The sequence below is a fragment of the Ruegeria marisflavi genome (assembly GCF_025673445.1).
Lineage (GTDB): Bacteria > Pseudomonadota > Alphaproteobacteria > Rhodobacterales > Rhodobacteraceae > Ruegeria_B > Ruegeria_B marisflavi.
This window is the reverse complement of sequence record NZ_JAOVQN010000033.1, coordinates 1-25,431: the sequence shown is the minus strand read 5'-3', so window position 1 is coordinate 25,431 and position 25,431 is coordinate 1. Positions and strand designations below refer to the sequence as shown.

The window sequence follows — 25,431 nt, the reverse complement described above, 5'->3', positions numbered from 1 at the left end:
GACGCCTCCTTGAGTGCTTAGAAATACCAAACGTTCGTTTGTCTGCCTTGGCTTTCTATTCGCGATTGCCGCCCAATTCAAGGAGAGCCCGCTCCTTTATTGCAGCAGCAAGGACGGAAGCCAGGTGGCCGTGGCCGGAAACACGGCAAGGAGCATCAGGGTGACGATCTGCAGCCCGATATAGGGCGTTGCACCACGCCAGATCTGCATTGTCGTGACCGAAGGGGGCGCGACCCCGCGCAGATAGAACAGCGCGAAGCCGAAGGGCGGCGTCAGGAAGGATGTTTGCAGGTTGAGCGCAATCATCACGCCCAACCAGACGGGGTCGGCCCCCATGACGATGAGGACCGGGCAGAGCACCGGCACGAGAATGAAGATGATTTCAAGAAAGTCGAGAAAGAAGCCGAGGATGAACATAAGCGCCATCGTGAAAATCATCGCGCCTAGCAGGCCGGCCGGGATCCCCGACATGAATTCGTGAATGGTATGCTCGCCGCCCAGCCCCCGAAAGACCAGTGTGAATAAGGTGGCACCGATCAGAACGGTGAAGATCATCCCGGTAATGCGTGCCGTGCGGAAGGTGACATCCATCAGCGATCCGCTGCGAAAGGTCACCCACAGGCTGACCAGAATGCCGGCCGAGACTACGCCCATTAGCACCACGGCGATCCACATTGCGATCAGTTCGCCGGTCGAGGCCAGTTGGCGGCCCATGCGCATGTCGAACATCGACAGAAGGAAAAGGACAATGATCGCGCTGGCGAGCGAAGCCTTCACGAAGGGACGTGAGACTTCGTTCTCGCGCCACGCAGCCAGAAACAGCGCTCCGACCGCTCCGACACCCGCGGCTTCGGTCGGGGTTGCAACCCCGGCAAGGATGGATCCCAGGACCGCCACAATGAGCAGCAGCGGGGCCGCGAGCGCCCGGACGATCAGTTGCGCGGTGGTCTCTGCCTCTACCACGCCGCCATCGTCGCCCAGCCGGATTTCTTCGAGGGGAAGGGCAGGGGCCGCAGCCGGATTGCGCCAGGCGAGCAGGAGCTGCCAAAGAAGATAAAGCCCAACCAGAATAAATCCCGGGATAAGGCAACCTGCAAAAAGATCAGCCACGCCGACGCTGCGCCCCGAAGGGTTACCGCTGCTCAGGTTCGCCTGCTGGTTGGCGAATGTCAGAAAATCCCCGAGAAAGACCAGAACGATCGATGGCGGGATAATTTGTCCGAGGGTGCCCGCGGCACAGATCGCGCCCGAGGCGGCAGACGCGTCATACCCATTGCGCAGCATCACCGGCAGCGCGAGTACGCCCATTGTCACAACAGTTGCGCCGACGATACCGGTAGACGCAGCCATCAGCGCACCAACTACGGTCGTGGCGATCAGCAGCCCGCCGGGTCTCTGACCAAACAGCCGCGCCATTGCGGTCAGCATCTGTTCGGCGACCTTGCTGCGTTCCAGAAGAAGGCCCATGAAGATAAAGAGCGGCGCGGCCACGATCACGGTGTTGTTGAGCACCGCCCAGACCCGCTGGGGTAGAAAATTCAGCGTCGCGATCCGGAACAAACCCAGCTCGCCGGCCATGAACGCAAAAGCGAGCGCGACGCCTGCCAGTGTGAAGGCCACCGGGAAGCCCAGTAGCATCAGCGCGATCGTCACAACGAACATCCAGACGTCTGGATGGGTCATCAGCCAGTCGATCACGTATCGCCCTCCCGGCCGGTAATCAGGACGTGGAGCCTGCGCAACAGGAAGGCGACGGTCGCAAGCCCAAGAAGTACGCAGAACGCGAGCATGCATGTCTTGAGCAGATAGACGAAGGGAATGCCGGACATTTCCACCGATCCTTCGCGCATCTTCCAGGATCGCTGAACATAGGGCAGCGAGCGATCCCACATCAGCCACAAGAAAGGCGCGAGCAGGAAAAGCGTGCCAAGAACGTCGATCACCGCCTTTTTGCGGCGGCTCATGATCGAGTAGAATATGTCGACACGCACATGTTCATCTTCCTTCAGTGCCCAGCCCGCGAGGCCGACTGCGACGATGGCAAAGCAATAGCCGACCGCCTCGAACAGCCACACATGCCCGGTGCCGAACACGTAGCGTGCCATGGCATTGGCAAAGACGAGCAACATGAGCGGTAGGATCAGGCAGGCCAGAATCTTGCCCGCCAGAACGGTCATGCGGTCGATGATATCTGCGATCGCGAGCATTCGGCGCTCCCATGCCCGGGCGGAGAGGCCTCCGGAGTTTCAAGATGTTGGCGCACCCGCGTGTTCACGGATGCGCCATTTGAAGCGGGACTAGCCTTTGGACACTTCCACTTGCCGCACACGGGCGCGGTAGTAGGGCACCTCGGCAGCGACACTGTATTCCACGGCTTTCTTGAGGTAATCCGAGTAGCTGGCGTAGATCGCACGTGCCCGGTCGTCCACCTCGCCAAGTTCGGCGACGGCTTCGGCCGACATCTTGGCCAGTTCGTCGATCACGTCCTGGGGATACTCGCGCACCTCGACGCCGTGCTCGTTCTTCAGCGTCTGGTAAAACTGCGCGTTGTTGTACGCCCATTCGCCCACGTTGATGGAGTTCGCGGACTGAATGGCGTGCTGAACGATGGCCTGATGGCTTGGGCTCAGTTCATCGAACACGTTGGCGTTGATCGCGATTTCACCGGCTGAATTCGGTTCCTGGAAACCCGGTGCATAGTAATACTTGGCGTGCTGATAGAAGCCCGACACCGTGTCGAGCCACGGTCCCTGAAGTTCGGTTCCGTCCAGCGCACCCGATTGCAGTGCCGGGAAGATTTCTTGCGCCGGAATCAGCACCGCGTTGGCACCGACGCGGCGCATCACTTCGCCACCCAGCCCCGGCATCCGCATCGTGATGCCACGCAGGTCTTCGATGTTGTTGATTTCCTTGTTGAACCAGCCGGCCATCTGGATGCCGGTCTGACCGCAGGTGAACGGGACCACGCCGAATATCTCGCGGAACGCTTCGTGCTGCAGCTCTTGGCCGCCGCCATGGTTCATCCATGCCATGTGCTCGACCTGCGTCAGGCCGAACGGGATCTGCGAAAAGAACACGGCAGGTTGCCACTGGCCCGTAATGTAGGCCGGTGTGGAATGCATACAGTCGGCGGCGCCCGAGCCAACGGCGTCGTAAACCTCGAAGGCTGCGACCAGTTCGCCCGCAGCGGCGACGTCGACGGTGAGGTCGCCATCGGTCATCTTGTCGACAAACTCCGCGAAATTGTAGGCGATGGAAGCGAGGCCGGGGAAATTGTGCGGCCAAGACATCACCATTTGCAGCTTTCGCTTGCCCTGCGCATATGCCGGGGCCGCCAATGCGGCAGGGGCCGCGACGGCGCCTGCCTTCAGAAACTTGCGTCGATTGAGTGTCATGCTGTTCCTCCCTAGTGCAGCATAAGTGGAAGTTCGTCTTCGGGGTGCCGCACAAATCTGTTCGCAAGGCCGAAAGTTCTGTGCGGCGTCGGACTTGCCTTGCGGATGAGTGTCCGTAATGTGCGACAATTAGTCAACCAAACGATTGCTTGGTTTGAGGCGCGATTTTCCTTTTCAGATAGCGTTTTCCTTTGTGTGTTTTGTCATGGGCTGGGTCAGTCCCCGATGGTCGTTCGCTTGACGACGATACCGGCTGCCTCTCGATCCCATGTATCGGGGGTTACCCCGGCCTCGCGCAAAATGTGCTTTTGCACTTTCTGGGTCGGTGTCTTCGGCAGATCGTCGATCACGCGGATGTAGTGAGGCAGCATGAAATGAGCCATGCGGCCCCGCAGATGTTCGAACAGCGCCTCTGGGTCGATCGTGCGGCCTTTTGCGGGCACGACCACGACCAGAACCTCGTCCTCGTTGAAAGTGCTGGGGACCGGCACGGCGGCGCTTTCCGCGACATCGGGATGAGCGTTGACCTCGGCTTCGACCTCGAAGGAGGAGATGTTTTCGCCGCGACGCCGGATGGCATCCTTGATCCGGTCGACGAAATAGAAATAGCCCGCCTCGTCGTACTTGAACGCATCGCCCGTGTGGAACCAGCCATTGCGCCAGGCTTTCGCGGTGGCCTCGGGATTCTTGTAATAGCCGTGGTTCAGCCCCCAAACGGTATCGGTGCGCACAATCAGCTCGCCCGCAACGCCGGGGGGCAGCTCGCAATCGTTTTCGTCGACAACCCGCGCCTCGACACCCGGGCGCAGCACGCCGCAGGTGCCGTTTTTGGGCGGATAGGGCTCCGAGACCATGGGCGAGGAGATCTCGGTCATGTTGAAGGTTGTGCGCAGCGTAATCCCGTGCCGCTTGCCAAGCCTGCGTGCATCGTCGTTCCAGGGCACGCATATTGCTCTTTTTAATGTGTGATCGGTGTCGTCATCGCGTTCGGGTAAGCCGTTGAGGAAGGTGATGATCGCGCCCAGAAGCAGGGTGTTGGTGATCTTCTCGCGCCGCACCGTGTCCCAGAAGACATCGGTTTTGAAATGCTTGTCCAGGTGACAGGAACTGCCCGTCCCCAGCGCGATGTTGAAGTACACCGTGCCGCCCACGTGGAAGAGCGGCAGGTTGATCAGCGTATGGTCGGCCTCGTCGATGTAGTCATGCGCCACGGGGCCCATCGCATGGCCCTGCACATAGGATGACAGCACCGCCTTGGACGGTCCGGTCGTTCCGGAGGTGAAGATGATATATTGAGTGTCCCACGGGGCGATCTCATATGGTATGCCGGGCAGGCCGGTATCGGCCTGCAGGGCGCTTGCAGGGTGACAGGTGAACCCGTCAAGCGTTGCCTCGCCACCGGTGACGATCACGTCGGATAGAACGCCGCAGTCGATCTGGGCCAGCCGGTCCAGCAAGTCGGCATGGCAGACCATCAGGGTGGCATCCGACAGTTTGACCACATGTTCCAAGAGCGCGCCCTTATAGGCCACGTTCACCGGCACATAGACAGCGCCCAGGTAGTTCAGCCCGAACCATGTCACCAGCGCCTCCCAGGAATTGGGCTGCCAGGACAGGACATGATCGCCTTTCTTCACGCCCATGGCCTGAAAGGCCGCGGCGGCGCGGCGGGTCTGGTCGAGCGTCTCGGCCCAGCTCCACCGAGGTCCGCCTTCGAAACTGACAAACAAGTCATCGGGTTTGCGGGCTGCCCAATGCTCCATCTGATAGGCCAGAACACACTCTTCTTTGGCAGGAATGCGCGGGTCATAAACCATGGTGTGACGTCCTTTCCTGAAATGGGCTTACAAGATCTGATGCACCTGATACCTGACGCCGCCGGTACGGTCTTCGCCGATCCCCACGGCAACGATGCCGTTCAGCCAGGCATAGGTCTCGGAGCCGGTTTCGAAATACGGGGTCGTACGGAAGTAATACTCGTCTGCGCGCACAGGCTCGCCCGCCGCGATCCGGCGCATCACCTCGCCGGACCCGTGACGCGCCCCGCGATAGGTCGTGTAGATCAGCGCGCCATCGTCGGTCTCGAGCGTGATGCGCACGTCCAGTTGGAACACGCGGTCGGGCCGGACCAGCACCCAGTCGCCGCCGCCGGGCAGGACGCGGCCCTTCAGTCGCGGTCCCTCGAACGTGCCGCCGCGCACATAAGCGATATAGCGTTTGCCGGCAGGGGTGGCGCCCACGGGTTGCGGCGGCTCGATCTCGGCCGACATCTCGAACAGGAATTCCGATCTCAATTGGTCCAACGCGCTCTCCTCTCAAATTGCGCGACCGGTGTCAGAGCCTTTCGACGATGGTCACATTGGCCTGCCCGCCGCCTTCGCACATGGTTTGCAGGCCATAGCGTTTGCCGCGGTCTTTCAGGGCATGGATCAGTGTCACCATGAGCTTTGCACCGGACCCGCCCAGGGGGTGGCCCAGTGCAATGGCGCCGCCATTCACGTTTAGTCGCTCAGGATCGGCATCAACGCCTTTCATCCAGGCCATCGGGATCGAGGCGAAGGCCTCGTTCACCTCGTAGAGGTCGATATCGTCGATTTTCATTCCGGCCCGGTCCAGCGCACGCTGGGTCGCGGCGATCGGCGTGTCGAGCATGACCACGGGATCGCCGCCGTGGACCGAGATGTGGTGAATGCGCGCCAGAGGCTCCACACCCAGATCCCTGAGACCTTTTTCGCTGACGACCATCAGACCGGCGGCACCGTCGCAGATCTGGCTGGCCGAGGCGGCGGTCAGCCGTCCGCCCTCCTGCAAGAGCCGGACCTGAGAAATCGCCTCATAGCTCGCGTCATAGCGGATGCCTTCGTCCGCCTCTGCGGTCGTGCCGGGCACCGACCCGTCGTAGAGACGCTGTTCGACCGGGGTTATCTCGTCCCTGAACTTTCCGGCCTTGGTGGCGGCGGCGGCTTTCCGATGGCTTTCCAGTGAAAAGCGATCCATCTCTTCGCGCGACAGCTCCCAGTTTTCGGCCACCATCTCGGCCCCGGTGAATTGGCTGAAGAACACGCCGGGATACCGGTCTTCCATCAACGGACTTTTGTAGAAACCCAGCCCAGCTTTTTGCGGCAAGTCCATCGGCGTACCAATCGGCACACGGGACATGCTTTCCACCCCTGCAGCGATCACGCAGTCCATGGTGCCCGACATCACCGCCTGCGCCGCGAATTGCAGCGCCTGTTGCGACGATCCGCATTGCCGGTCGACCGAAGTGGCAGGCACCGTTTCGGGCAGCGACGAGGCCAGCACCGCCCCGCGGGCCACGTTCGTCGATTGCTCGCCGATCTGAGATACGCAGCCCATAATGACATCGTCGATACGCCCGGGATCGGCGTTCGTGCGGCGGACGAGATCATTCAGCACCTGTGCGGCCAGATCCACCGGGTGCCAGCCCGAGAGCTGACCGCCCTTGCGGCCTCCGGCGGTGCGGGTTGCGGCGACGATGTAGGCTTCGGGCATGGGCTGTCTCACTTTTCCTGCGCGTCTGGCATCTCAGCTTTCAAGAACAACGACGACCTGACCGGCACTGATCAGATCGCCCTCGGCGACATTGATTTCCGTCACCACGCCAGCGCGCGGGGCGGAAATCGGAATTTCCATCTTCATGGATTCGACCATCACCAGCGGATCGTCCTCTTCGACCTTCTCGCCGGGAGAGACGGGAATGGACCAGACGGTGCCGGCTAGCTCGGATTCAACTTTGATCAGGCTCATCTTTCCTCGGGTCTCAGATTGGTGAAATCGGTCTGCGGCGCGGCGGTGCGGGATCGGCGCGTCTGGCGGGGCTCATCGCAAAGGTCTCGATCAGGATGCGGCGCGTGTCGCGCGGATCGATGATGTCATCGAGGCCGAAGCCGCTCGCCGCGTCCAGCGCGCTCGTTTGGCCCCGGATCGTCTCGATCAGTTCGGCGCGGCGGGCCCGCGGGTCTGGTGCCGCCTCGTATTCCTTGCGATAGGCCACATCAACCGCCCCTTCGATGGACATGGCGCAGATTTCTGCCGTGGGCCATCCCAGCGCGATGGTTGCGTCGAAGGCGCGACCGCCCCCCATCGCATAGTACCCCCCGCCATAGCCCTTTCGCAGCACGACCGAGGCCAAGGGCACCGTCGCGATGCCCATCTCGAAAAACAGCCGTCCGCTGCGTCGGCCGAGCCCTGTATCCTCGGCGGCCGGGCCGATCGAGATGCCCGGGATGTCGATCAGCGACACCAGAGGCAGGCCGAAAGCATCGCACATCGCGATGAAATGCGCGGCCTTTTCGCAGGCCGGGGCATCCAGAATGCCGCCCTTGCGCATCGGCTGGTTTGCGAAGATGCCGACGGAGCGCCCGCCCAGCCGGGCAAAGGCGGTGATCATGTTGCGCGCATAGCCCGGCTTCAGTTCGAAGACGCTGTCCTCGTCTGCTATCGTCTGGATCACCTTTTTCATGTTGTAGACCTTGCGGCTGTCTGCCGGGACAAGATCCAGCAAAGCATCGTCACGGCGGTCAGCCGGATCGTCGCACGGGACCACGGGCGGGGCTTCGCCCGCGTTTTGAGGCAAGTAAGAGAGGAAGCGCGCAATGGTGTCGAGGCATTCTTCCTCGGTCTCGACCGCCAGATCGGCGATGCCCTGTGCATCGGCCTGCCGATCCGCACCGCCCAGGTCCTCTTTCGTGATCTCGGTCGTCGTGCCTGCCTTGACGAGCGCGGGGCCCGCGATCCCCATTGTCGATTTGCCGCGCAGCATCACGACGAAATCGCAGAGCGACGCATAGGCGGTTGGGCCGGCAAAGCCCTGGCCCATGATCGCAGTGACCATCGGCACCCATCCCGAGAGAGATGCCAGTTCGCGAAAGACCGGGGAGGCGGCGGCGAAATGCGCGGCGTTCATCCCGTCCTGGATCCTGTGCCCGCCGCCTTCCAACAGCATCACCATCGGCTGGCCGCGCTCCCGACTGAACTTGACCAGCCGCCCGCATTTGGCATCCGCCACCGTGCCGATGGAACCGCCCAGGACAGTGAAGTCCTGCGCCAGGGCGTTGACGGGCCGCCCGCCGATGCGGCCTGTCCCCGTGACCGCGCCATCCGCAGGGGCAACGAGGTCACGGCTCATCTCATGGCCGCGATCCGGTTCCACGAGGGCGCCGATTTCCTGGAACGTGCCAGCATCGAACAGCTTGTCGATACGCTCGCGCGCCGTGGCCATGCCTGCGGCGCGGCGCCTGGCAACGGCCTCGGGGCGTCCCGCATCGCTGACGGCCTCGCGGGCAGTCTGCAGTGCGGCCAGCTTGTCGGCAGAGGTTTCGCTCATCTTATCCATCCCCGTCGATCTGCAAGAGCCTGCCCCCGGCGGTGACCTGCAATCCCGCCACCGCTTCGACCGCAGTCACGATACCATCGATATCGGCGCGGATCTCGTGCTGCATCTTCATCGCTTCGATCACCGCAAGCACGTCTCCCTTCGCGACCTTTGCCCCGACGGCGACAGAGACTTCGAGCACCAGACCGGGCATGGGTGCCGCGATGATCCCGCTGCCTGTCGGTTCGTCGGCAAAAGCCGCCAGCGCGATTTGGTTCTGGAAGTCATGCACGACACCCGCACGCGATAGGGTGATCGCGCCCCCATCCTGCCAGATGTATCCCGTCGACACCGTCTTTCCATCCATGCGGATCGCGCAGCGTGTGTCGGTGAGCGACAGCAGCTCGATCATATGCTGACCATCGTCTGAGGCGACAAGAAGCGCGCCACGGGGACGTGGCGTGACGGAAAGGTCATAGGCGGCATGACCCGCGCCCATCACGTAGCGGGTATGCATCGGCCCGCCGCTTGCCCAATCCAGAAGCTCTGCCGGGACGCCGAGGCTTGCGGCGTGATGCGCGTCCCTCTCAAGGCGATAGAGCAGCGCAGCGGCGCAAGCGGCATCTTGCAGCGTGGCCTCGGGCACGGCGCGGCGCGCCTTGGGAAAACATTCGTCGATGAAGGCCGTGGTGGCCCGACCTTCGACAAAGGTGTCTTCCTCCAGGACGTCGATCAGAAACCGCTGATTGGTGGTCAGTCCAATCAGCAGGCTGTCCTTCAGTCCGCCCGCCAGCCGTCGGCGCGCGGTCTCGCGGTTGGGGGCCCAGGCGATCAGCTTGCCGATCATCGGGTCGTAGTAGGGGGAAATCTCCTGTCCGGTCTCTACCCCCATATCAAACCGCAGCCCCCCGGTCGGGGCAGGTTCCCACAAGCGGATGTGCCCGGTGCGCGGCAGGAAGTTCTTGGCCGGATCCTCGGCATAAAGGCGAACCTCGATGGCGTGGCCGTCGAGGCGGATCTCCTCTTGCGTGAGCCCCAGCGGACGTCCTTCGGCCACACGCAACTGCAGCTCGACCAGATCGAGGCCTGTCACCATTTCCGTGACGGGATGTTCCACCTGGAGGCGGGTGTTCATCTCGAGGAAATAGAACTGGCCATCATCGCCCAGCAAGAACTCCACCGTGCCTGCGCCGCGATATCCTATGGCACGCGCGGCCTCGACCGCAGCGGCGCCCATGCGCTCGCGCAGCTCGGGCGTCATGACGGGGCAGGGCGCCTCTTCGACCACCTTCTGGTGCCGACGCTGCACCGAACAGTCGCGTTCGCCCATGTGCAGGGTGGTGCCATGGTCATCGGCAAAGACCTGCACCTCGACATGGCGCGGCCGCAAGATCGCCTTTTCCAAGATCAACTCGCGCGAGCCGAAAGCGTTTTCCGCCTCGGACGCAGCGGCGCTGAGCGCTTTGGGCAGCGCGCTCAGATCCTCGACCAACCGCATGCCGCGGCCCCCGCCGCCTGCCGCGGCCTTGACCATGAGCGGCACGCCGATTTCTTCTGCAGCGGCCAGAAGTGCGGCCTCTGACTGGTCTTCGCCTTGATACCCCGGCACGCAAGGCACGCCTGCCGCCAGCATCCGTCGCTTGGCCTCGGCCTTGTTGCCCATCAGCGCGATGGCATCGGCGGGCGGGCCAATTAAGACGAGGCCAGCGTCTTCGCACGCACGGGCGAACTCGGCGCTTTCCGACAGGAATCCGTAGCCGGGGTGGATCGCCTCGGCCCCAAGCTCCTTCGCGGCTTCAAGGATCGCTGTGACCGACAGGTAGCTTTGCGCGGCAGGCGCCGGTCCGATGCAGGCCGCATCATCCGCAGCGCGCACGTGGGGCGCGTCTGCATCGGCCAAGGAATAGATCGCAAGTGTACGATACCCCATCGCGCGGGCGGTGCGGATGACGCGCAAGGCGATCTCGCCTCGGTTGGCGACAAGGATCGAGGAAAAGCGGCTCATGCCTGATCCTCCGGCCTGCGGGCCCAGGAGGGGCGGCGCTTCTCGAAAAACGAGGCGACGCCTTCGCGGCCTTCGTCCGAGAGGATGCACCCGGCAAACGCGTTGGCGGCGCTGGCAATCATCGCGTCATCATCTTCGACGTGGTCCAGAAGGAGCTTCTTGGTCACCGCGACGGCCGAGGGGGCACAACGGCGCAGCGCCTCGCGCAGCCTGACTTCTTCGGCCTCCAATCCATCGTGATCGGTAACCACGGTACTGACCAGTCCCAGCCGCCCGGCCTCGGTGCCGGTGAAGCGCGGGGCCGTCAGCATCATCTGGCGCGCCTTGGCCAGACCCACCCTCGACCGGACGAAGGGCGCAATCTGAGCGGGCGGGAGGCCCAGCGTCGTTTCTGTGAGGGCGAAGGCGGCGTCCTCGGTCGCGACCGAGATGTCGCAGGCGCACATCAGCCCCAGCCCGCCGGCCATCGCGCCGCCTTCGACCAGCGCAAGGGTAACCTGCGGCATGGTATTGAGCAGGTGAAACAATGTGCCTGCGGCGCGGCTTGCGGCCTCGATATCGGCGCGATCAGGCGGGCCGCTTTGGAAATCGGTTCTGAATTCCGCCAGGTCGCCGCCGGCGCAGAACCATCCGCCGTTTCCACGCAGGGTGATCCCGCGAACCGCGCGGTCGTCCCGCAGGGCCAAGAGCGCATCGGTCAGTTCTGACGTCATCCGGCGGGTCATGGCGTTGCGCCGCTCGGGCCGGTTCAGGCGGATCGTCATCCAATAGCCATCGCGGATCAGCTCGATTGTCTCTGGCGTTTTGCTCATCTCGCCCCCTCACATCCGCGCCACGCCAAAGGCATTGGGGCGCACGGTTCGCCGCCGTGCCTCGGCGCAGGTCTCCAGAGCAAAGCCCAGAACCTTGCGCGTGTCGCGCGGGTCGATGATGCCCTGATCCAGCATCCGCCCGGAGGTATAGAACGCGTCCGACTGTCCGTCGAAATGAGCGATCAGGCGCTCTTTCTGCCGGGCGAGCTTGCCTTCATCCACCTCGGCCCCACGCCTTGCCGCGCTGGCGCGGGCCACCTGATCCATGGTCAGCGCCGCCTGCTGGCCACCCATCACACCCGTGGTCGCGTTGGGCCAGGAAAACAGGAAGTCCGGCGCGAAACCCACGCCCGACATCCCGTAATTGCCCGCGCCGAAGCTGGCCCCGATGTAAAGCGTGATGCGCGGCACGCGCAGGTTGGAGACCGCCTGGATCATCTTGGCGCCATGCTTGATCATACCCGCGCGTTCGTAATCGCGGCCCACCATGTAACCTGTGGTATTCGACAGGAAGATCACCGGTATGTCGGCCTGATCGCAGAGTTGGAAGAACTGCGCGGCCTTGGTGGCGCCATTGGGGTCGATCGGGCCGTTGTTGCCCACGATCCCGCAGGCCCGGCCAAAAAGCGCCGCCTGCACGCAGACGGTGGATGCACCATACCGCGGCTTGAACTCTTCAAAGGCCGACCCGTCCACAATGCGCGCGATCACCTCGCGCACGTCATAGCTTTTTCGGTAATCTACCGGCACCAGTCCCGCGATCTCGTCGGCGTCGAGCGCGGGGGCAACGAAGGTCCGCGCAGGTCCGGGTACGGCGTTCTTGTTCCAGTCCAGCCGCTTGACCAGATTGCGCGCGATCAACAGGGCGTGGGCATCGTCTTCGGCGCTGTATTCCACAAGGCCTGAAACGGTGGCGTGCATTTCGGTGCCTGCGAGGTCTTCCTCGTTTGTCTCCTCGCCAGTTGCAGCACGGACGAGGGCTGCGGCAGCCAAAGACGCCCGTCCGCGGCCCTTGACCGAGATCACGTAGTCGCTCAGCCCCGGCATGTAGGCGCCCCCGGCCGTCGCGGGGCCGTGCAGGACCGCGATTGTCGGAATGCCCGCCGCGCTCAGCTGCGCCAGCTTGTAGAACATGCGACCCGCAAAGGCCCAGCTTTCGACAGCGTATTGCAGCAGATCCGCGCCCGCGCTTTCCACAAGGTGCACGAAGGGCAGCTTGTACCGCATCGAGATGTCGAGGCAGGCCTGAAACTTGTCGGAGGTTTTGGCCACGGCAGACCCGGCCGCAATGCCGCTGTCATCCACGAAGATCACGCAGCGCGTGCCGTTGATGAATCCGATCCCCGACAATGCGCTGGCGCCAGGCACGGATGCGTCGCGATCATCGGTGTCCACAAGATAGTTGGCCAGCGCGTAGAGTTCGAGATAGGGCATGCCGGGGTCCAACAGGCGATGCAGACGTTCCCGCGGCGTCAACTGCCCGCGTTCCTCGAAGCGCGGACGGCGCCGTTCGGAGAGGGCTGCGGCGCGGGCCTTGAGCGCGTGTACCTGATCCATCAGCGCCAGCATCTCGGTCCGGTTGCGCAGGAAGGTATCCGACTTGGGGTCGATGGATGTGGCAAAGGGTGTCACGACGGCGCCTCCACCAGCGATCGGGGCACCGTTACCGGCGTTTGCAAAAGGATTTGCGCAAAGCCTTTGCCCAAGGCGTCATTGCGCAGACTTGCCACGCCGCCCCCGCCGAGGGCACGGGTCAGAACCACGTTCATCGCGTGGCAGCCGGGCAGGAGATAGCGCGTGACATCCCCCTCCAGAACATGCGCGAACCGGGCCCGGATCGTCGCTTCGTCCAGGCTGTGCCAGATGAACGGCAGCGCCTCGGGCGAACGCGCGATGATACCGATATTCGCGCTGTCGCCCTTGTCGCCGCTGCGGCCCCAGGCCAGCCGCTCCAGCGGCACGGTGATCGGGTCGACCGGCGCGCCCGGGTGACGTGGCGGCATCGGTCGCACGAGTGCTTGCGGATCGAAGACCTGTCCCGCCGCCGCAGGGCAGGGCAGTCGACGGTCGCCCAGATCGATCTCGACCGGGACGTCCTCTTTGGGCAGGAGAAAGGAAAACAATCGCACCAGCGGGGAGGGACGCGCGCGGGTGCCGAAAAAGCCCGAGAGCCCCGGCGGAGCTGATAGCCCCATCCCCGAGGCCGCGCGCAGCAGCACGTCGAGACCGCGTTTGTCGGGATGGCGGGCCGCGTATTTGACGACGACTTCGCGTGCATCTCCGGTCTGCGCGGCGTCGCCGGTCTGACTGCCTGCGCCGATGATCTCGACACTGGTTTCGGTGAAATCGGCCAGGTTCATGCGGCGCAGGGCCATTCGCGCGCGCGAAAAGACCGCGCCGCAAAAGGATTTCGCCTTGGCAGCCGCATCGCTGCCGTAGAATGTCGCGGTGCTGCCGAGGCGCCAGCCGTCCAGATAAGTGGCCGACACCTTGTAATCGGGTGTCGGAGCAACACCCCGCGCGCCGCTCAGGCGAACGCGGTTTTCCTCCACCTGAGTGAGCGTCACGGCGGAGATATCGCAGATCACATCGGGCACGACATAGGCTTGCGGATCGCCGATCTCGTAAAGCATCTGCTCGGCCACGGTTCCGACAGAGACCAGACCACCACTCTTGTCGGGCTTGGTGATGTCCATGGTGCCATCGACCGAAATCTCGCAAATCGGATAGCCGATGCGATCGAGGCTATCGGCCACCAGGTGCCAGTCCGTGAAGTTCCCCCCCGTCGCCTGCGTGCCGCATTCCAGGATGTGCCCGGCCAGTGTGCCCGCCGCCAGACGGTCATGGTCGTCTTCGGCCCAGCCGAAGGCGTGAATGCATGCGCCGAGAGTGACCGCGCTGTCCACGCATCGCCCGGTGATGACGATATCTGCCCCTGCCTCCAACGTCTGGGCTATGGGGAAGGCCCCAAGATAGGCGTTGATGGAAAAGATCGAGTCGACCGGAGGGAAGGGCGCGCCGGTGAACATCTCGCTGGGTGAAAAGTCAGGCGCACGCGCTGTCAGGTCGTCGCCCAGAACGACGGCTACGGTCAGATCCAGCCCCATCTCGGCCACCATCGCGCGGACCGCAGCGGCGCAGGCCCGAGGATTGACGCCGCCTGCGTTCGAGATGACGCGTACCTTCTGGCGCGCGATCTCGGGCAGGTTTTGACGCATGACCACATCGACGAAATCGCGGGCATAGCCTTGATCGGGGTCCTTGGCCCGGGCCCGCGCCATGATCGAGAGGGTGACCTCGGCCAGATAGTCGAAGACCAGGTAATCCAGCCCGCCTGCTGCAAGCAGTTGCGCGGCCGCGGTCGGGTCATCCCCCCAATAACCGCTGGCCCCGCCGATCCTGATCGCGTCGTCGCGCATCCCCTAAACCGTCTCCCCTCGGTAGTCGGTATTGCGTCAGGACTAAAATGAAAGCATATTCAGTATAAGTGAATCAAGTTCATTTTTCGGAATCCGCATGCCCGAGGCCGCATCCAAGACCCGACGCGAGAAAGTCGAAGAAAAGGAACGCGCGATCCTTGCCGCCACAAGGGCGGTGTTCCGCGAAAAAGGTCCCGAGGATGCCAAGATCACCGCGATTGCGCAGGCGGCCAACCTCGCGGAAGGCACGGTGTATCTCTACTTCAAGAACAAGCAGGCGCTGCTCATGGCAGCCGTCAGCGAATTCTATGCCGAACTTACGCGTGACGCGGAAATCGCCGTTCAGACCGCGTACGAGACCGAGGTGCGGCTGACTGCCCTGGCGCGGCTGCATTTCAGTCGGGTTCTGGAAGAATGGCCGCTCATCGCCGAGGCGATGGGGCCGTATCTTCCGTCGCCCGAATACCGCGAGACCGAAGCCTATGCGCTGAACCGGCGTTACGTGGCAGTCTTTGACGGCGTCATCCGGGATGGCGTTCTGCGCGGCGAAATCCGCGCCGATGTCTCGGTGTCGGTGATGCGCGACGCCTTCTACGGAGGCCTGGAGCATTTCGCCCGCAGCGCGCGTTTGCGGACCATGATGCCGGATACGGAAACCGAGGTGGGGCAGTTCCTCACCGTCTTCACGGCCGGGATCATTGACCGCCCGCCCGCTGGCGCTTTGGACGGCGCGCGCGTTGTGCGACAGCTGCAAGGCGTCATCGCCGATATCGAAGACCAGTTGCGCTCGGGTCGGCAGGGTGATGGAGCGAAGCAAGACGGGGGGAAGCGCAATGAAGATCGAAGGACAAGCCGCCATCGTGACGGGTAGTGCATCGGGATTGGGCGGAGCCACAGCGGAAATGCTGGCCGCGTCCGGAGCCAGGGTCGCGATTTTCGACATGAACGTGGAAAAGGGTGAGGCGCATGCCAAGGCGATCGGCGGCGCGTTCTTCAAGGTGAACGTCACCGATGCCTCTGACGTGAAAGATGCGATCGCCGCTGCCGAAGGTCTGCACGGCAAGGCGCGGATCCTTGTCAATTGCGCGGGGATCGGCCCGCCCGCCAAGGTCATCGACCGCGACGGGCTGCCCGCATCGCTTGAAGTTTTCAACACCGTGCTGAACGTAAACCTGTCTGGGTCATTCAACGTGCTTTCGCAATTCGCGGCAGCCTTGCACATCGCCGATCCGCTGGGCGAGGAACGCGGGGTCATCATCAACACCGCGTCGGTCGCGGCCTTTGACGGCCAGATCGGGCAGGCGGCCTATTCGGCCTCGAAAGGCGGAGTCGTTGGCATGACCCTGCCAATCGCCCGCGAATTGGCGCGCTATGGCATTCGGGTGATGACGATTGCGCCGGGGCTGTTCCTGACGCCGCTTCTGGAGACACTCTCGGAGGAAATCCGTGCCTCGCTGGGGGCGCAGGTGCCTTTCCCCAGCCGTCTCGGCGATCCGGTGGAGTTCGCCCAGCTTGTCACAGCGATTGTCGAAAATCCCATGTTGAATGGCGAAACGATCCGCCTGGACGGGGCAATAAGGATGGCTCCGAAATGAGTTTTACCATGGAGCGCAGCGGCATATCGGACCGCGCGCTGGCACTTGCTGACAGGGTCGAAACCTTTGTGCGCGAGACCGTGGTGCCGTTTGAACGCGATCCGCGTCTTGGCGCGCATGGCCCCTCCGAAGAGCTGTCGAAAGAGCTCAAGGCACTGGCCCGGGACGCAGGGCTGATGACGCCGCATATCCTTGAGGATGGCGGTCATTTGACTCAGCGCGAAACCGCTGCCGTTCTGATCCGGTCGGGCCTGTCGCCGCTGGGGCCATTGGCCTGCCACACCTGCGCACCGGACGAGGGCAACATGTACCTTCTGGGCAAGGTGGCCTCGCCGGACCTGAAAGAGCGGTTCCTCAGCCGGATGATCGCAGGCGAGATGCGGTCAGCTTTCTTCATGACCGAACCGGCCGAAGATGGCGGTGCGGGGTCTGACCCGTCGATGATGCTGACAACCTGCGTGCCGGACGGCAACCATTGGGTGATCAAAGGGCGCAAAACATACATCACCGGTGCCGACGGGGCTGGGATGGGCATCGTCATGGCCAAGGCCGAGGAAGGCGCCTGCATGTTCCTGGTCGATCTGCCACACCCGAATGTCCGGATTGAGCGCGTGATGAACACGATCGACAGCTCCATGCCGGGCGGCCACGCGGTTGTCACCATCGACAATCTGCGCTTGCCCGCCGATCAGATGCTGGGTGACGCCGGGGAGGGGTTCCGCTATGCGCAAGTGCGGCTGGCGCCTGCTCGTCTGAGCCATTGCATGCGGTGGCTGGGGGCTTGCATCCGCGCGCATGAAATCGCGGTGAACTACACCAATCGGCGACAGGCCTTTGGCAAGCCTCTGATCGACCATGAAGGTGTCGGCTTCATGCTGGCCGAAAACCTGATGGACCTGAAACAGGCCGAATTGATGGTCTATTGGTGCGCCGATGTGCTGGACGGCGGCGCGCGCGGGACCGTCGAAAGCTCGATGGCGAAGGTCGCCGTGTCCGAGGCGCTGATGCGGGTGGCGGATCGCTGCTTGCAATGCATGGGCGGGCAGGGCGTCACGGGGGATACGATCGTCGAACAGGTGTTCCGCGAAATCCGGGCCTTCCGGATTTACGACGGTCCGACCGAGGTGCATAAGTGGAGCCTCGCGAAGAAGCTGAAGCGGGACTGGACCAAAGCGCAAAACCCGTAGCTGCGCTGCGGCGGCTCCTAGTCGCGCGCCAGGCCGAACGCGATCCGTCCCAGGCTGAGGGGAGAGTTTGCCAGGTCGATGAACCGCTTTTCATCTGCCAAGAGTTCCCGTCCGGCGGATCGCCCTTCCGAACTTGTCATCGCGCTGTCCAGATCCGCGTGCGTGTCCCAGACCATCTCGGCAAACCCATCGAAAGGTTCAGGCGCCCCGCGCACGTGTCCCAGCGCCGTGCCCATCTCGTCTTCGATCGTGTGGATCTGGTTGTAGACGGCAAAGCGCAGCGCCTCCCGGTGTTTTTCCACGAGCGGCCCGTGGGTGTCGCGCCAATACGTCTGGAACTCTTCGCGGGTCAGATGCGGCTGCCGCCTAAGACAAAAGATCAGTTTGAGCATGGTCTTCCCTTTCGTTTCCGACCGAGATCCGCGGCCGCTTCAGACCGCGCTTGACTCGTTTAACATAACAAGCGATCGTTAGGTAAACTGATTGTCCTGATCTTGTCATAGTGCCCGGTTACCTTTGTGAATTGGCGTGTTTGACGGATCCGGATATCGCGTCACCCGGCCCTTAACGGCGTGTTTGGCCGAAAGGGGCGTCGAACTTGAGGTAGAATACACCTTGACGGTCGCAGCCTTTGACCCGTTGCAGAAAGGACTGTTGGAGCCCGAAAACTGCAGGCTTGGCCATGACTGACGCCAGCGTTTCCAAACCCGGACGGCGGAGAAAAGACAACCTGTTTTCGCAGGAGGTGATCGTTCTTCTGGTTACGCTCGGACTTGGCGTCCTCTTCGCCGTGACGCTTCCGGGGTTTGCGACACTTGGCAACCTCCTGACGATGAGCAACAGCGTCGCAATCCTGGGGATCCTCAGCCTTGGCATGGGGGTCGTGGTCATCGGGCGCGGTCTCGATCTGTCACAGATCACGGCCATGGCGGTCAGCGCGGCCATCGTTTGTCAGATGATCGGATCGGGCTTTGCCATACCGGTCGCGTTGCTTGCGGGGTTGGCCGTTGCGCTGGCCATCGGCATCGCCAACGGGCTGATCATTGCCTTCATCGAGATCCCGGCGCTTTTCACGACGCTGGCCAGCGGTCTGCTGGTCTATGGATTGGCCCGCATCACGGTGCTGGACGGCTTCATCAGCTATATTCCCAACGGCAATGACGGGTTCCTGTTCGTTGGACAGGGGCGCTTTTTCGGCGTTCCCATGCCGGTGATTGTCTTCATTCTGCTTGCGATCCTTGTCCACCTGATGTTGTCGCGAACCAGCGTGGGGCGGTTCGTCTATGCCCATGGCGACAACGCCGACACGGCACGTCTGACCGGCATCCCGGTGCGGCCTCTGACTGTTTTCGAATATAGCGTCTGTTCGGTGATCGGCTTCCTTGCAGGGCTGGTCATGGCGGCGATGAACGCCAGCATGAATACCCAGGTGATCAATTCCACCCTGATCTTCGACGTCATCCTTGTGGTTGTGTTGGGTGGAATATCGCTTGTCGGAGGACGTGGCAGCGTCTTGAGCGTTATTGTCGGCGCCGCACTGATCGGGACGTTGCTCAACGGCATGATCATCATGAACCTCGACAGCAATTTGCAAAGTATCATCAAGGGCTTGGTGCTGTTGGGCGCGATCCTTCTCGACAACTTCCTGCACCCCCGAGACGAAGAAACCGCCCGGCAAGGAGACTGAGCGGATACCAGAAGGCCCGCAGGGCCACCCAACAACACGGAGGAGACCAACATGACCCAAAAGACACCCCTGTCCCGGTTGATAAGATGTCTTCCCGCCGCGGCGGCGCTTGTCGTTGCCGGCGGCCTTTCAGCAGAGGCCCAACAACTTGCCGGTGGCAACAGCTCGGCCGAGCTGCGCGAGCTGGTCGACTCGAAACTTGTCGGTAAGAAGGTCGCCTGGATGCCCACGACCCTGGGCTTTCCGCTGACCGATATGTGGACCTATGTCATGCAGCAGGAAGCCGATCAGATGGGCTTGACGCTGGATGTCCGCGATCCGGGCTGGAACCCCGACACGATGGTGCAGATCGTCAATTCGCTGATTGCGGAAAAGCCCGACGTGATGATCGTGCATAACTTCAACGTCCAGCTTCTCGCGAAACAGCTCAAACGGGCTGAAGAGGCGGGCATTCACGTCGTTCAGGTCAACATGGTCTCGAACTACAAGACCGGGGCCTATGTCGGTGCCGACTGGGGCCAGGTCGGTCGGATGGTCGGCGAAGATGTCGTGCAGGCCTGCGGCAAGGGCAGCGGTACCTCGGGCAAGGTTGCGGTGGTGCAGGGCGATCTGACCTCGGCCGCCAGTATCGAACAGCTGGCAGGCTTCAAGGAAGCGCTTGCCGCGGATGACACGATCACCGTCGTCTCGGAACAAGATGCTGCATGGGATGCCAGCAAGGCCAACACCATCACGGCGACGGTCCTGCAGCAGCACCCGGATCTGTGTGCCACCTTCGGTTTCTGGGGCACCATGCAGAACGGCGCCGCACAGGCGGTCAAAGCCGCCGGGAAGATGGATCAGATCAAGGTCTATGCTTCGGGCGAGGGCAACCGTCAGGACTGCACCAACGTCTCGGACGGTTTGTTCTACAAATTCCTGAACTACAGCGCACCCAAGCAGGGCGAAGCCATCATGTCATCGGTCAGCTTCATGCTGCAATCGGGCCTGGCGCCGACGGACATTCGCATGGCGCATTACAGCCGCCCGTTCTGGGTCACCAGGGACAACGTCGATCCTTCGATGTGCTTCGACGTGCCCGGTTAAGCGAAGCAGACCTGACCGCCGGGAAAGCGGGGTCCGCTTTCCCGGTCGCTACCTTTAGCCCAACTTAAATGGACAAGCCCATGGCCGCGCGTACCGGTGCCAGCTCTGTCTTGCAGACCCTGCAATCCCGCTTTTCGTTCCGCATCTTCCTGTCGGACCTGCTGTCGAAATCGTGGATGGAGCCGGCGATCCCCTTCGCCATCATGGTGGCGCTGATCACCTATTTTTCCCTGACGGTGCCGAACTACGCCACCGCCTACAACCTGGTTGAGCTGCCCAGGCAATTCGCGGAATTCGGGTTTGTGGCGATTGCCATGGCCATCGTGATCATCTCGGGGGGGATTGACCTGAGCGTCGGGGCGATCGTGGGCATCGTCAATCTGGTGGCTCTGCTGATGATCAGCGTGTTCCAGATGCCTGTCGGGGTGGTCTTCGCTGCGAGTGTCCTGTGCGGTGCGATCTTGGGAGGCTTCAACGGGGTTCTGATTGGTTATCTCAAGGCGCGGCCGTTCCTGACGACGATGGTCACACTGATCATCTACCGGGCCATTGTCGAGATCATCAACAAGGCCTATGCCGTCCAGATCGCGACCGCCTGGGTCGACAATTCCGCCTGGGATATCCTCGGCGACGGCTTGATCCTGGGCGTTCCCGTCAATGTCGTCATTCTGATTGCCGTGGCCTTGGTCGGGCACGTCTTTCTTCGAAATTCACGGCCTGGCTGGCACATCATGTCCATCGGTTCCAGCCGCAAGGCGGCCCGTCACGTCGGCATCAAGGTCGAGCGTCTGCTCTGCCTGACATACGTGATGTCCGGCGCATTGTGCGGCCTGGCGGGTGTGCTTTACGCGGCGCGCCAGAACAGCCCCGGCACCGATACCGGCACCGGATGGGAGGTTACCGCGCTGACGGCCGTTGTCCTCGGCGGGATCTCTCTGGCGGGCGGAAAGGGCACAATCGGTCGCGCGATGATCGGTGCGGTGATCGTTTTCGTCCTGGTCAATGGACTTGTCCGGTTGGGCATGCCGGGGCCGGTTACCTCGGTCGGTCTGGGATTGCTGCTGCTGGCGGCGGTTGGACTTGATGTGAAATGGGCCAAGAACCGCGCAAAGGTCATTCAGAAAATCTATGTGAACCCCACGCGGGTCGATTTCGGCCGGATGCCGGAGATCGCGCGCGACAGCGGATCGCCCTTGGCCGAGAACAACGCGCTCGCCACGGTCGAGGCCATCGGTCTCGATCAGATCGAGGGCCCGGAAGACGTGATCCTCGACCGCCAGGGACGGCTCTATGGCAGTACGCGCGAAGGCTGGATCGTGCGCTTTTCCGGCGAAGACTTTTCGCATCGCGACGTCTTCGCCCGGATTGGCGGGCGCCCTCTGGGCATGGCGTTCGACAAGGATGAGAACCTGATCGTGTGCGTGGGCGGTATGGGCCTCTATGGTGTCCGCCCCAACGGCGAGGTCTACAAGCTGACCGATCAGACCAATCGCACCTGGTACAAACTCAACGACGACTCCCGGCTGCGGCTGGCGGACGATCTCGATATCGCGCCTGACGGGAAAATCTACTTTTCCGAAGCCACGATCCGGTACGAGATGCACAGCTGGCACGTGGACGGGGTCGAAGGGCGCGGCAACGGTCGGCTGGTGGAACATGACCCGGCGACTGGTGAGACACGCACGGTCGTCAAGAGCATGGTCTTTCCCAACGGGGTCTGCGTGACCCACGACGGTCAGGCGGTCTTGGTGGCCAGCACCTGGCTGTGCAAGATATTCCGGTACTGGATTGCCGGGCCCAAGAAAGGCCAGATGGATATCTGGGCGGACAACTTTCCCGGGTATCTCGACAATATCAACCGGGCCTCCGACGGAGGCTATTGGGTGGCGCTGGTGGGCATCCGGTATCCCGCATTCGATCTGGCAATGAGAAGCCCACGCTTCCGGTATCGCATGGTCAAAGAAATCCCCGTGGACGAATGGATCTTCCCGGGTGTGAACAACGGATGCGTGATCAAGCTCGATGCCAATGGCAAGCCCGAGGCATCCTATTGGGATCCGGGTGGCGAAAACCATCCCACCATCACTTCGATGCGCGAACACAAGGGATATCTCTATCTGGGTGGGCTCGAGAACAACCGGATCGGCAGACTGAAACTCAAGGGCGTGGACGAAACCTGGAGCGGCTGGAACTCCTATTGGGGCGATAAGCGGAGGGATCTCTCCTGATGTCCCAGATTCTTCGCAATATCCGTGCGATCCTGAACCGCAACAAGGATCAGCACTCCATCCCGGTGATGGATGGCAACATGTCTCCCAACGATGCGCTGGATCGCTGCGCTGAATTGGCGGTCTTCAATGCGTCGCCAGATGACATGGCGCTCGATTCCGATGGCCGGTTGCATGTGTCGGTCGGTGACCGGGTCCTGCGCGGCAGGCCCGCGGGAGAGTGGGAGGAGGTGGCTCACCTGCCGGGGGCGGCGGGGGCCTTGGCATTCCACCCGGACGGACGGCTTCTGGCCTGCGTCTCGGGCGAGGGGCTGGCGCTTATCTCAAACGGCGGTCGCGTGGAATGGCTGCGCAAGGCAGGCGGGCAGAAGCTCGGCTGTCTCACGGGCGTTGTAGTTGCGCGTGACGGCACGATCTATGTGACGCAAGGCTCCTGCGATACCCAGCCGCAGGACTGGGTTGTCGATCTCATGCAAAAGAACACGTCGGGCCTTCTGATCCGCGTCGATCCGACGGGGCGCGAGGCCGAGATCCTGGCCCGCGGACTGGCCTATCCCGGCGGGGTGGCGATCACACCCGATGACAGCCAGATCCTTTTCAGCGAGAGCTGGGCGCATACGCTGTCGCTCTGCACCCGCGACGGCGGCGGCCGACGCAAGATGGTGCGGAACTTTCCCGGCTATCCCTCGCGCTTAATCCCTGATGGAAGAGGCGGTTTTTGGGTCTGCCTCTTTGCGGCGCGCACGCATCTTGTGGAACTCGTCCTGAGCGATGCGGAGTTTCGCACGGCCATGATGGCCGAAGTAGATCCCGCCTTCTGGATCGCCCCGTCGCTGCGGGCCACGGGGTCATACATGGAGCCCTTACAGGGCGGCGGCATCAAGAAGCTGGGCGTGGTCAAGGCCTGGGCTCCGCCGCGGTCCTACGGGCTGGTGCTGAGGGTCAACTTGGACGGGGATGTGATTGAGAGTCTGCACAGCCGCGTAGGCGGGACGTGCCATGGCGTGACCTCCGCCTTGCCCTGCGCCGAGGGCCTTTACGTCCTTTCGAAAGGGCACCAGCGCCTTGTGATGCGCCAGCGGGGAGGGCTTGCCGATGCCTGATCAGAAACCCCCGATCATTCGTATTTCGTCCGGCAGCAAGATTTATGGCGGTGTTCACGCGATCGAAGACGTGGACTTTGACGTGCGCGCAGGCGAAGTGCACGCGTTGGTCGGAGAAAACGGCGCAGGCAAATCGACCCTGTCCAAATCCATCGCGGGCACGATCAAGCTGACCCATGGAACGATCGAGGTCGATGGCGTTCCGGTCACCTTCGAAAGCCCGGCGGATGCCCTGCGCCAAGGGATTGCGATGGTGTACCAGGAAACCAGCCTGGTCCCTACCATGACCGTGGCCCAGAATATCGAACTCGGTAACGAGAAATTCTATAACCGGTTCCGTCTGCTGAACATCAAGGCGCAGCAGCATCTGCAATCGCGTAACTTCCACGTGGACCCGGCGGCCATGGTGTCATCGCTTGGCGCGGCGCAGCGGCAGATGGTCGAGATCGCGCGCGCCCTTCGGTTTGATGCGCGGGTCATCATTTTTGACGAGCCGACGGCAAGCCTGACGCCCGAAGAGATCCTGCATTTCTTTCACCTGATCGAGGACCTGCGCAGACATGGTGTGGGCATCATCTATATCTCCCATGCTCTCGAGGAATCGCTGCAGATCGCCGATCGGATCACGGTCTTGCGCGATGGCCGGGTGATTGCCTGCAAGCCCGCAGCCGAGTTCGACAGGGATAGCCTTGTCCGGGCCATGGTGGGGCGCGACGTCTCACAAAGCCACTACGCCAAGGCCGATCACAGCGCGGATGGACAGAAGGGCGTACGCCGCAAGGTTCTGAGCGTCGAGAACGTGACGATGGGCAGCGCGGTCAAGAACATGTCCTTTTCCGTTTACGCGGGCGAGGTCGTGGCCATGTCGGGGCTGATCGGATCGGGGCGCACGGAAATCGCCAAGATCGTCTGCGGCGAATTCAAACGCAATCTGATCAATGGCGGGATGATCTACCTGAACGGCAAGCCGGTGCGCTATCGCGTGCCGGGCCAGGCGATCAATGACGGCATCGTGTATATCAGCGAAGACCGTAAGGTGAACGGCTTCTTCGAAACGATGACCGTGGATGACAATATCTATCTTGGTCGTCTGGCCACCCGGCTCGGCCGGCGGCTCTTTGTCTCGCGGGGGGAACGGCAGTCCCTCGCGGATGCCTGGGTGGACAAGCTGCGCATCGCTGCGACCCATCGAGATGCGAAGATATCCGAGCTTTCAGGCGGCAATCAACAGAAGGTCATGATTTCGAAATCCCTGGTGCAGGAGCCCGACCTGGTGATTTTCGATGAGCCCACACGCGGTGTCGATGTCGGGACGATCCCGGTCATCCACCAGGCCATCAGGACCCTGGCGGACGAAGGCAAAGCCGTGCTGGTGATCTCGTCCTATCTTCCCGAGGTGCTGAGCGTCGCCGACAGGATCCTCGTCGCGCGTCAGGGCCGGATCGTCGAGGAATTCGATGCCGCCACCGCAACCGAAGACAAGATCATGTATGCCGCAATTCACTAGGGTCTGTTGAGATTCAGGATTCCCATCTGGTCTAGGTTCTGATTCAAACTCCCAAAAGGGAGGTCTGAATGG

21 protein-coding genes are annotated in these 25,431 nt (G+C 62.5%); 8 read left to right on the top strand and 13 right to left on the bottom strand.

The features are described 5' to 3' along the window. Positions 1-96: 96 nt before the first annotated feature. The 12 genes from OEZ49_RS21220 to OEZ49_RS21165 form a co-directional block, all read right to left on the bottom strand. Positions 97-1,698 (bottom strand): TRAP transporter large permease, encoded by a 1,602-nt coding sequence (locus OEZ49_RS21220; protein ID WP_263390163.1) that lies wholly within the window; start codon positions 1,696-1,698, stop codon positions 97-99. Continuing rightward, positions 1,695-2,207: a TRAP transporter small permease subunit gene (locus OEZ49_RS21215; protein WP_263390162.1), complete on the bottom strand. Its 513-nt coding sequence runs from the start codon at positions 2,205-2,207 to the stop codon at positions 1,695-1,697. Before OEZ49_RS21215 ends, OEZ49_RS21220 begins: the two co-directional genes overlap by 4 nt. Positions 2,208-2,297: 90 nt before the next feature. Continuing rightward, positions 2,298-3,395 (bottom strand): TRAP transporter substrate-binding protein, encoded by a 1,098-nt coding sequence (locus tag OEZ49_RS21210; protein WP_263390161.1) that lies wholly within the window; start codon positions 3,393-3,395, stop codon positions 2,298-2,300. A gap of 215 nt (positions 3,396-3,610) precedes the next feature. Further along, complete coding sequence (locus OEZ49_RS21205; protein WP_263390160.1) at positions 3,611-5,212, bottom strand: AMP-binding protein; 1,602 nt, start codon at positions 5,210-5,212, stop codon at positions 3,611-3,613. Between the two features lie 27 nt (positions 5,213-5,239). Further along, positions 5,240-5,698, bottom strand: a complete 459-nt coding sequence (locus tag OEZ49_RS21200; RefSeq protein ID WP_263390159.1) for a DUF3237 domain-containing protein — start codon at positions 5,696-5,698, stop codon at positions 5,240-5,242. A 31-nt stretch (positions 5,699-5,729) separates the two neighbouring features. After that, the gene (locus tag OEZ49_RS21195) at positions 5,730-6,908 is read right to left on the bottom strand and encodes an acetyl-CoA C-acetyltransferase (protein ID WP_263390158.1); all 1,179 of its coding nucleotides are present in this window, start codon (positions 6,906-6,908) and stop codon (positions 5,730-5,732) included. Positions 6,909-6,941: 33 nt separating this feature from the next. Beyond that, entirely contained in the window at positions 6,942-7,163 is a 222-nt protein-coding gene (locus OEZ49_RS21190) for an acetyl-CoA carboxylase biotin carboxyl carrier protein subunit (protein ID WP_234221462.1), read from the bottom strand. Between the two features lie 13 nt (positions 7,164-7,176). After that, on the bottom strand, positions 7,177-8,742 hold the full coding sequence (locus OEZ49_RS21185; RefSeq protein ID WP_263390157.1) for an acyl-CoA carboxylase subunit beta: 1,566 nt from the start codon (positions 8,740-8,742) through the stop codon (positions 7,177-7,179). A 1-nt stretch (position 8,743) separates the two neighbouring features. After that, a complete protein-coding gene (locus OEZ49_RS21180; protein ID WP_263390156.1) occupies positions 8,744-10,735 on the bottom strand; it encodes an acetyl/propionyl/methylcrotonyl-CoA carboxylase subunit alpha in 1,992 nt (663 codons plus the stop codon). Further along, a complete protein-coding gene (locus tag OEZ49_RS21175; protein ID WP_263390155.1) occupies positions 10,732-11,547 on the bottom strand; it encodes an enoyl-CoA hydratase-related protein in 816 nt (271 codons plus the stop codon). Before OEZ49_RS21175 ends, OEZ49_RS21180 begins: the two co-directional genes overlap by 4 nt. A 9-nt stretch (positions 11,548-11,556) precedes the next feature. Continuing rightward, positions 11,557-13,179, bottom strand: a complete 1,623-nt coding sequence (locus OEZ49_RS21170; RefSeq protein WP_263390154.1) for an acyl-CoA carboxylase subunit beta — start codon at positions 13,177-13,179, stop codon at positions 11,557-11,559. Continuing rightward, complete coding sequence (locus tag OEZ49_RS21165; RefSeq protein WP_263390153.1) at positions 13,176-14,966, bottom strand: acyclic terpene utilization AtuA family protein; 1,791 nt, start codon at positions 14,964-14,966, stop codon at positions 13,176-13,178. The genes OEZ49_RS21170 and OEZ49_RS21165 overlap by 4 nt, the downstream gene beginning before the upstream one ends. Before the next feature lie 97 nt (positions 14,967-15,063). On the opposite strand from OEZ49_RS21165, the gene OEZ49_RS21160 reads away from it, so the two are divergent. Genes OEZ49_RS21160 through OEZ49_RS21150 form a run of 3 tightly spaced genes read left to right on the top strand, consistent with a single transcriptional unit; the run spans position 15,064 to position 17,748 of the window. After that, on the top strand, positions 15,064-15,837 hold the full coding sequence (locus tag OEZ49_RS21160; RefSeq protein WP_263390152.1) for a TetR/AcrR family transcriptional regulator: 774 nt from the start codon (positions 15,064-15,066) through the stop codon (positions 15,835-15,837). Further along, positions 15,800-16,561, top strand: a complete 762-nt coding sequence (locus OEZ49_RS21155) for an SDR family NAD(P)-dependent oxidoreductase (protein WP_263390151.1) — start codon at positions 15,800-15,802, stop codon at positions 16,559-16,561. The genes OEZ49_RS21160 and OEZ49_RS21155 overlap by 38 nt, the downstream gene beginning before the upstream one ends. Further along, on the top strand, positions 16,558-17,748 hold the full coding sequence (locus OEZ49_RS21150; protein WP_263390150.1) for an acyl-CoA dehydrogenase family protein: 1,191 nt from the start codon (positions 16,558-16,560) through the stop codon (positions 17,746-17,748). The genes OEZ49_RS21155 and OEZ49_RS21150 overlap by 4 nt, the downstream gene beginning before the upstream one ends. Before the next feature lie 17 nt (positions 17,749-17,765). Here OEZ49_RS21150 and OEZ49_RS21145 read toward each other — a convergent pair whose 3' ends face one another. Continuing rightward, positions 17,766-18,140: an EthD domain-containing protein gene (locus tag OEZ49_RS21145; RefSeq protein WP_263390149.1), complete on the bottom strand. Its 375-nt coding sequence runs from the start codon at positions 18,138-18,140 to the stop codon at positions 17,766-17,768. Between the two features lie 290 nt (positions 18,141-18,430). Here OEZ49_RS21145 and OEZ49_RS21140 point away from each other — a divergent pair, with 290 nt between their 5' ends. The 5 genes from OEZ49_RS21140 (at position 18,431) to OEZ49_RS21120 (ending at position 25,359) form a co-directional block, all read left to right on the top strand. Beyond that, positions 18,431-19,435: an ABC transporter permease gene (locus OEZ49_RS21140; protein ID WP_263390147.1), complete on the top strand. Its 1,005-nt coding sequence runs from the start codon at positions 18,431-18,433 to the stop codon at positions 19,433-19,435. A 51-nt stretch (positions 19,436-19,486) separates the two neighbouring features. After that, entirely contained in the window at positions 19,487-20,521 is a 1,035-nt protein-coding gene (locus OEZ49_RS21135; protein ID WP_263390146.1) for a sugar ABC transporter substrate-binding protein, read from the top strand. 80 nt (positions 20,522-20,601) lie between these two features. Continuing rightward, the gene (locus OEZ49_RS21130) at positions 20,602-22,749 is read left to right on the top strand and encodes an ABC transporter permease (protein WP_263390145.1); all 2,148 of its coding nucleotides are present in this window, start codon (positions 20,602-20,604) and stop codon (positions 22,747-22,749) included. Then, the gene (locus OEZ49_RS21125) at positions 22,749-23,852 is read left to right on the top strand and encodes an SMP-30/gluconolactonase/LRE family protein (protein ID WP_263390144.1); all 1,104 of its coding nucleotides are present in this window, start codon (positions 22,749-22,751) and stop codon (positions 23,850-23,852) included. The genes OEZ49_RS21130 and OEZ49_RS21125 overlap by 1 nt, the downstream gene beginning before the upstream one ends. Further along, the gene (locus OEZ49_RS21120; RefSeq protein WP_263390143.1) at positions 23,845-25,359 is read left to right on the top strand and encodes a sugar ABC transporter ATP-binding protein; all 1,515 of its coding nucleotides are present in this window, start codon (positions 23,845-23,847) and stop codon (positions 25,357-25,359) included. The genes OEZ49_RS21125 and OEZ49_RS21120 overlap by 8 nt, the downstream gene beginning before the upstream one ends. Positions 25,360-25,431 lie beyond the last annotated feature (72 nt).

Excerpts from the sequence above, each read along its gene's own strand:
- OEZ49_RS21150 (WP_263390150.1), top strand. The coding sequence starts at position 16,558 with ATGAGTTTTACCATGGAGCGCAGCGGCATATCGGACCGCGCGCTGGCA.
- OEZ49_RS21160 (WP_263390152.1), top strand. The coding sequence starts at position 15,064 with ATGCCCGAGGCCGCATCCAAGACCCGACGCGAGAAAGTCGAAGAAAAG.
- OEZ49_RS21140 (WP_263390147.1), top strand. The coding sequence starts at position 18,431 with ATGACTGACGCCAGCGTTTCCAAACCCGGACGGCGGAGAAAAGACAAC.
- OEZ49_RS21155 (WP_263390151.1), top strand. The coding sequence starts at position 15,800 with ATGAAGATCGAAGGACAAGCCGCCATCGTGACGGGTAGTGCATCGGGA.
- OEZ49_RS21195 (WP_263390158.1), bottom strand. The coding sequence starts at position 6,908 with ATGCCCGAAGCCTACATCGTCGCCGCAACCCGCACCGCCGGAGGCCGC.
- OEZ49_RS21190 (WP_234221462.1), bottom strand. The coding sequence starts at position 7,163 with ATGAGCCTGATCAAAGTTGAATCCGAGCTAGCCGGCACCGTCTGGTCC.
- OEZ49_RS21205 (WP_263390160.1), bottom strand. The coding sequence starts at position 5,212 with ATGGTTTATGACCCGCGCATTCCTGCCAAAGAAGAGTGTGTTCTGGCC.
- OEZ49_RS21215 (WP_263390162.1), bottom strand. The coding sequence starts at position 2,207 with ATGCTCGCGATCGCAGATATCATCGACCGCATGACCGTTCTGGCGGGC.
- OEZ49_RS21165 (WP_263390153.1), bottom strand. The coding sequence starts at position 14,966 with ATGCGCGACGACGCGATCAGGATCGGCGGGGCCAGCGGTTATTGGGGG.
- OEZ49_RS21120 (WP_263390143.1), top strand. The coding sequence starts at position 23,845 with ATGCCTGATCAGAAACCCCCGATCATTCGTATTTCGTCCGGCAGCAAG.
- OEZ49_RS21180 (WP_263390156.1), bottom strand. The coding sequence starts at position 10,735 with ATGAGCCGCTTTTCCTCGATCCTTGTCGCCAACCGAGGCGAGATCGCC.
- OEZ49_RS21125 (WP_263390144.1), top strand. The coding sequence starts at position 22,749 with ATGTCCCAGATTCTTCGCAATATCCGTGCGATCCTGAACCGCAACAAG.
- OEZ49_RS21185 (WP_263390157.1), bottom strand. The coding sequence starts at position 8,742 with ATGAGCGAAACCTCTGCCGACAAGCTGGCCGCACTGCAGACTGCCCGC.
- OEZ49_RS21175 (WP_263390155.1), bottom strand. The coding sequence starts at position 11,547 with ATGAGCAAAACGCCAGAGACAATCGAGCTGATCCGCGATGGCTATTGG.
- OEZ49_RS21210 (WP_263390161.1), bottom strand. The coding sequence starts at position 3,395 with ATGACACTCAATCGACGCAAGTTTCTGAAGGCAGGCGCCGTCGCGGCC.
- OEZ49_RS21130 (WP_263390145.1), top strand. The coding sequence starts at position 20,602 with ATGGCCGCGCGTACCGGTGCCAGCTCTGTCTTGCAGACCCTGCAATCC.
- OEZ49_RS21145 (WP_263390149.1), bottom strand. The coding sequence starts at position 18,140 with ATGCTCAAACTGATCTTTTGTCTTAGGCGGCAGCCGCATCTGACCCGC.
- OEZ49_RS21135 (WP_263390146.1), top strand. The coding sequence starts at position 19,487 with ATGACCCAAAAGACACCCCTGTCCCGGTTGATAAGATGTCTTCCCGCC.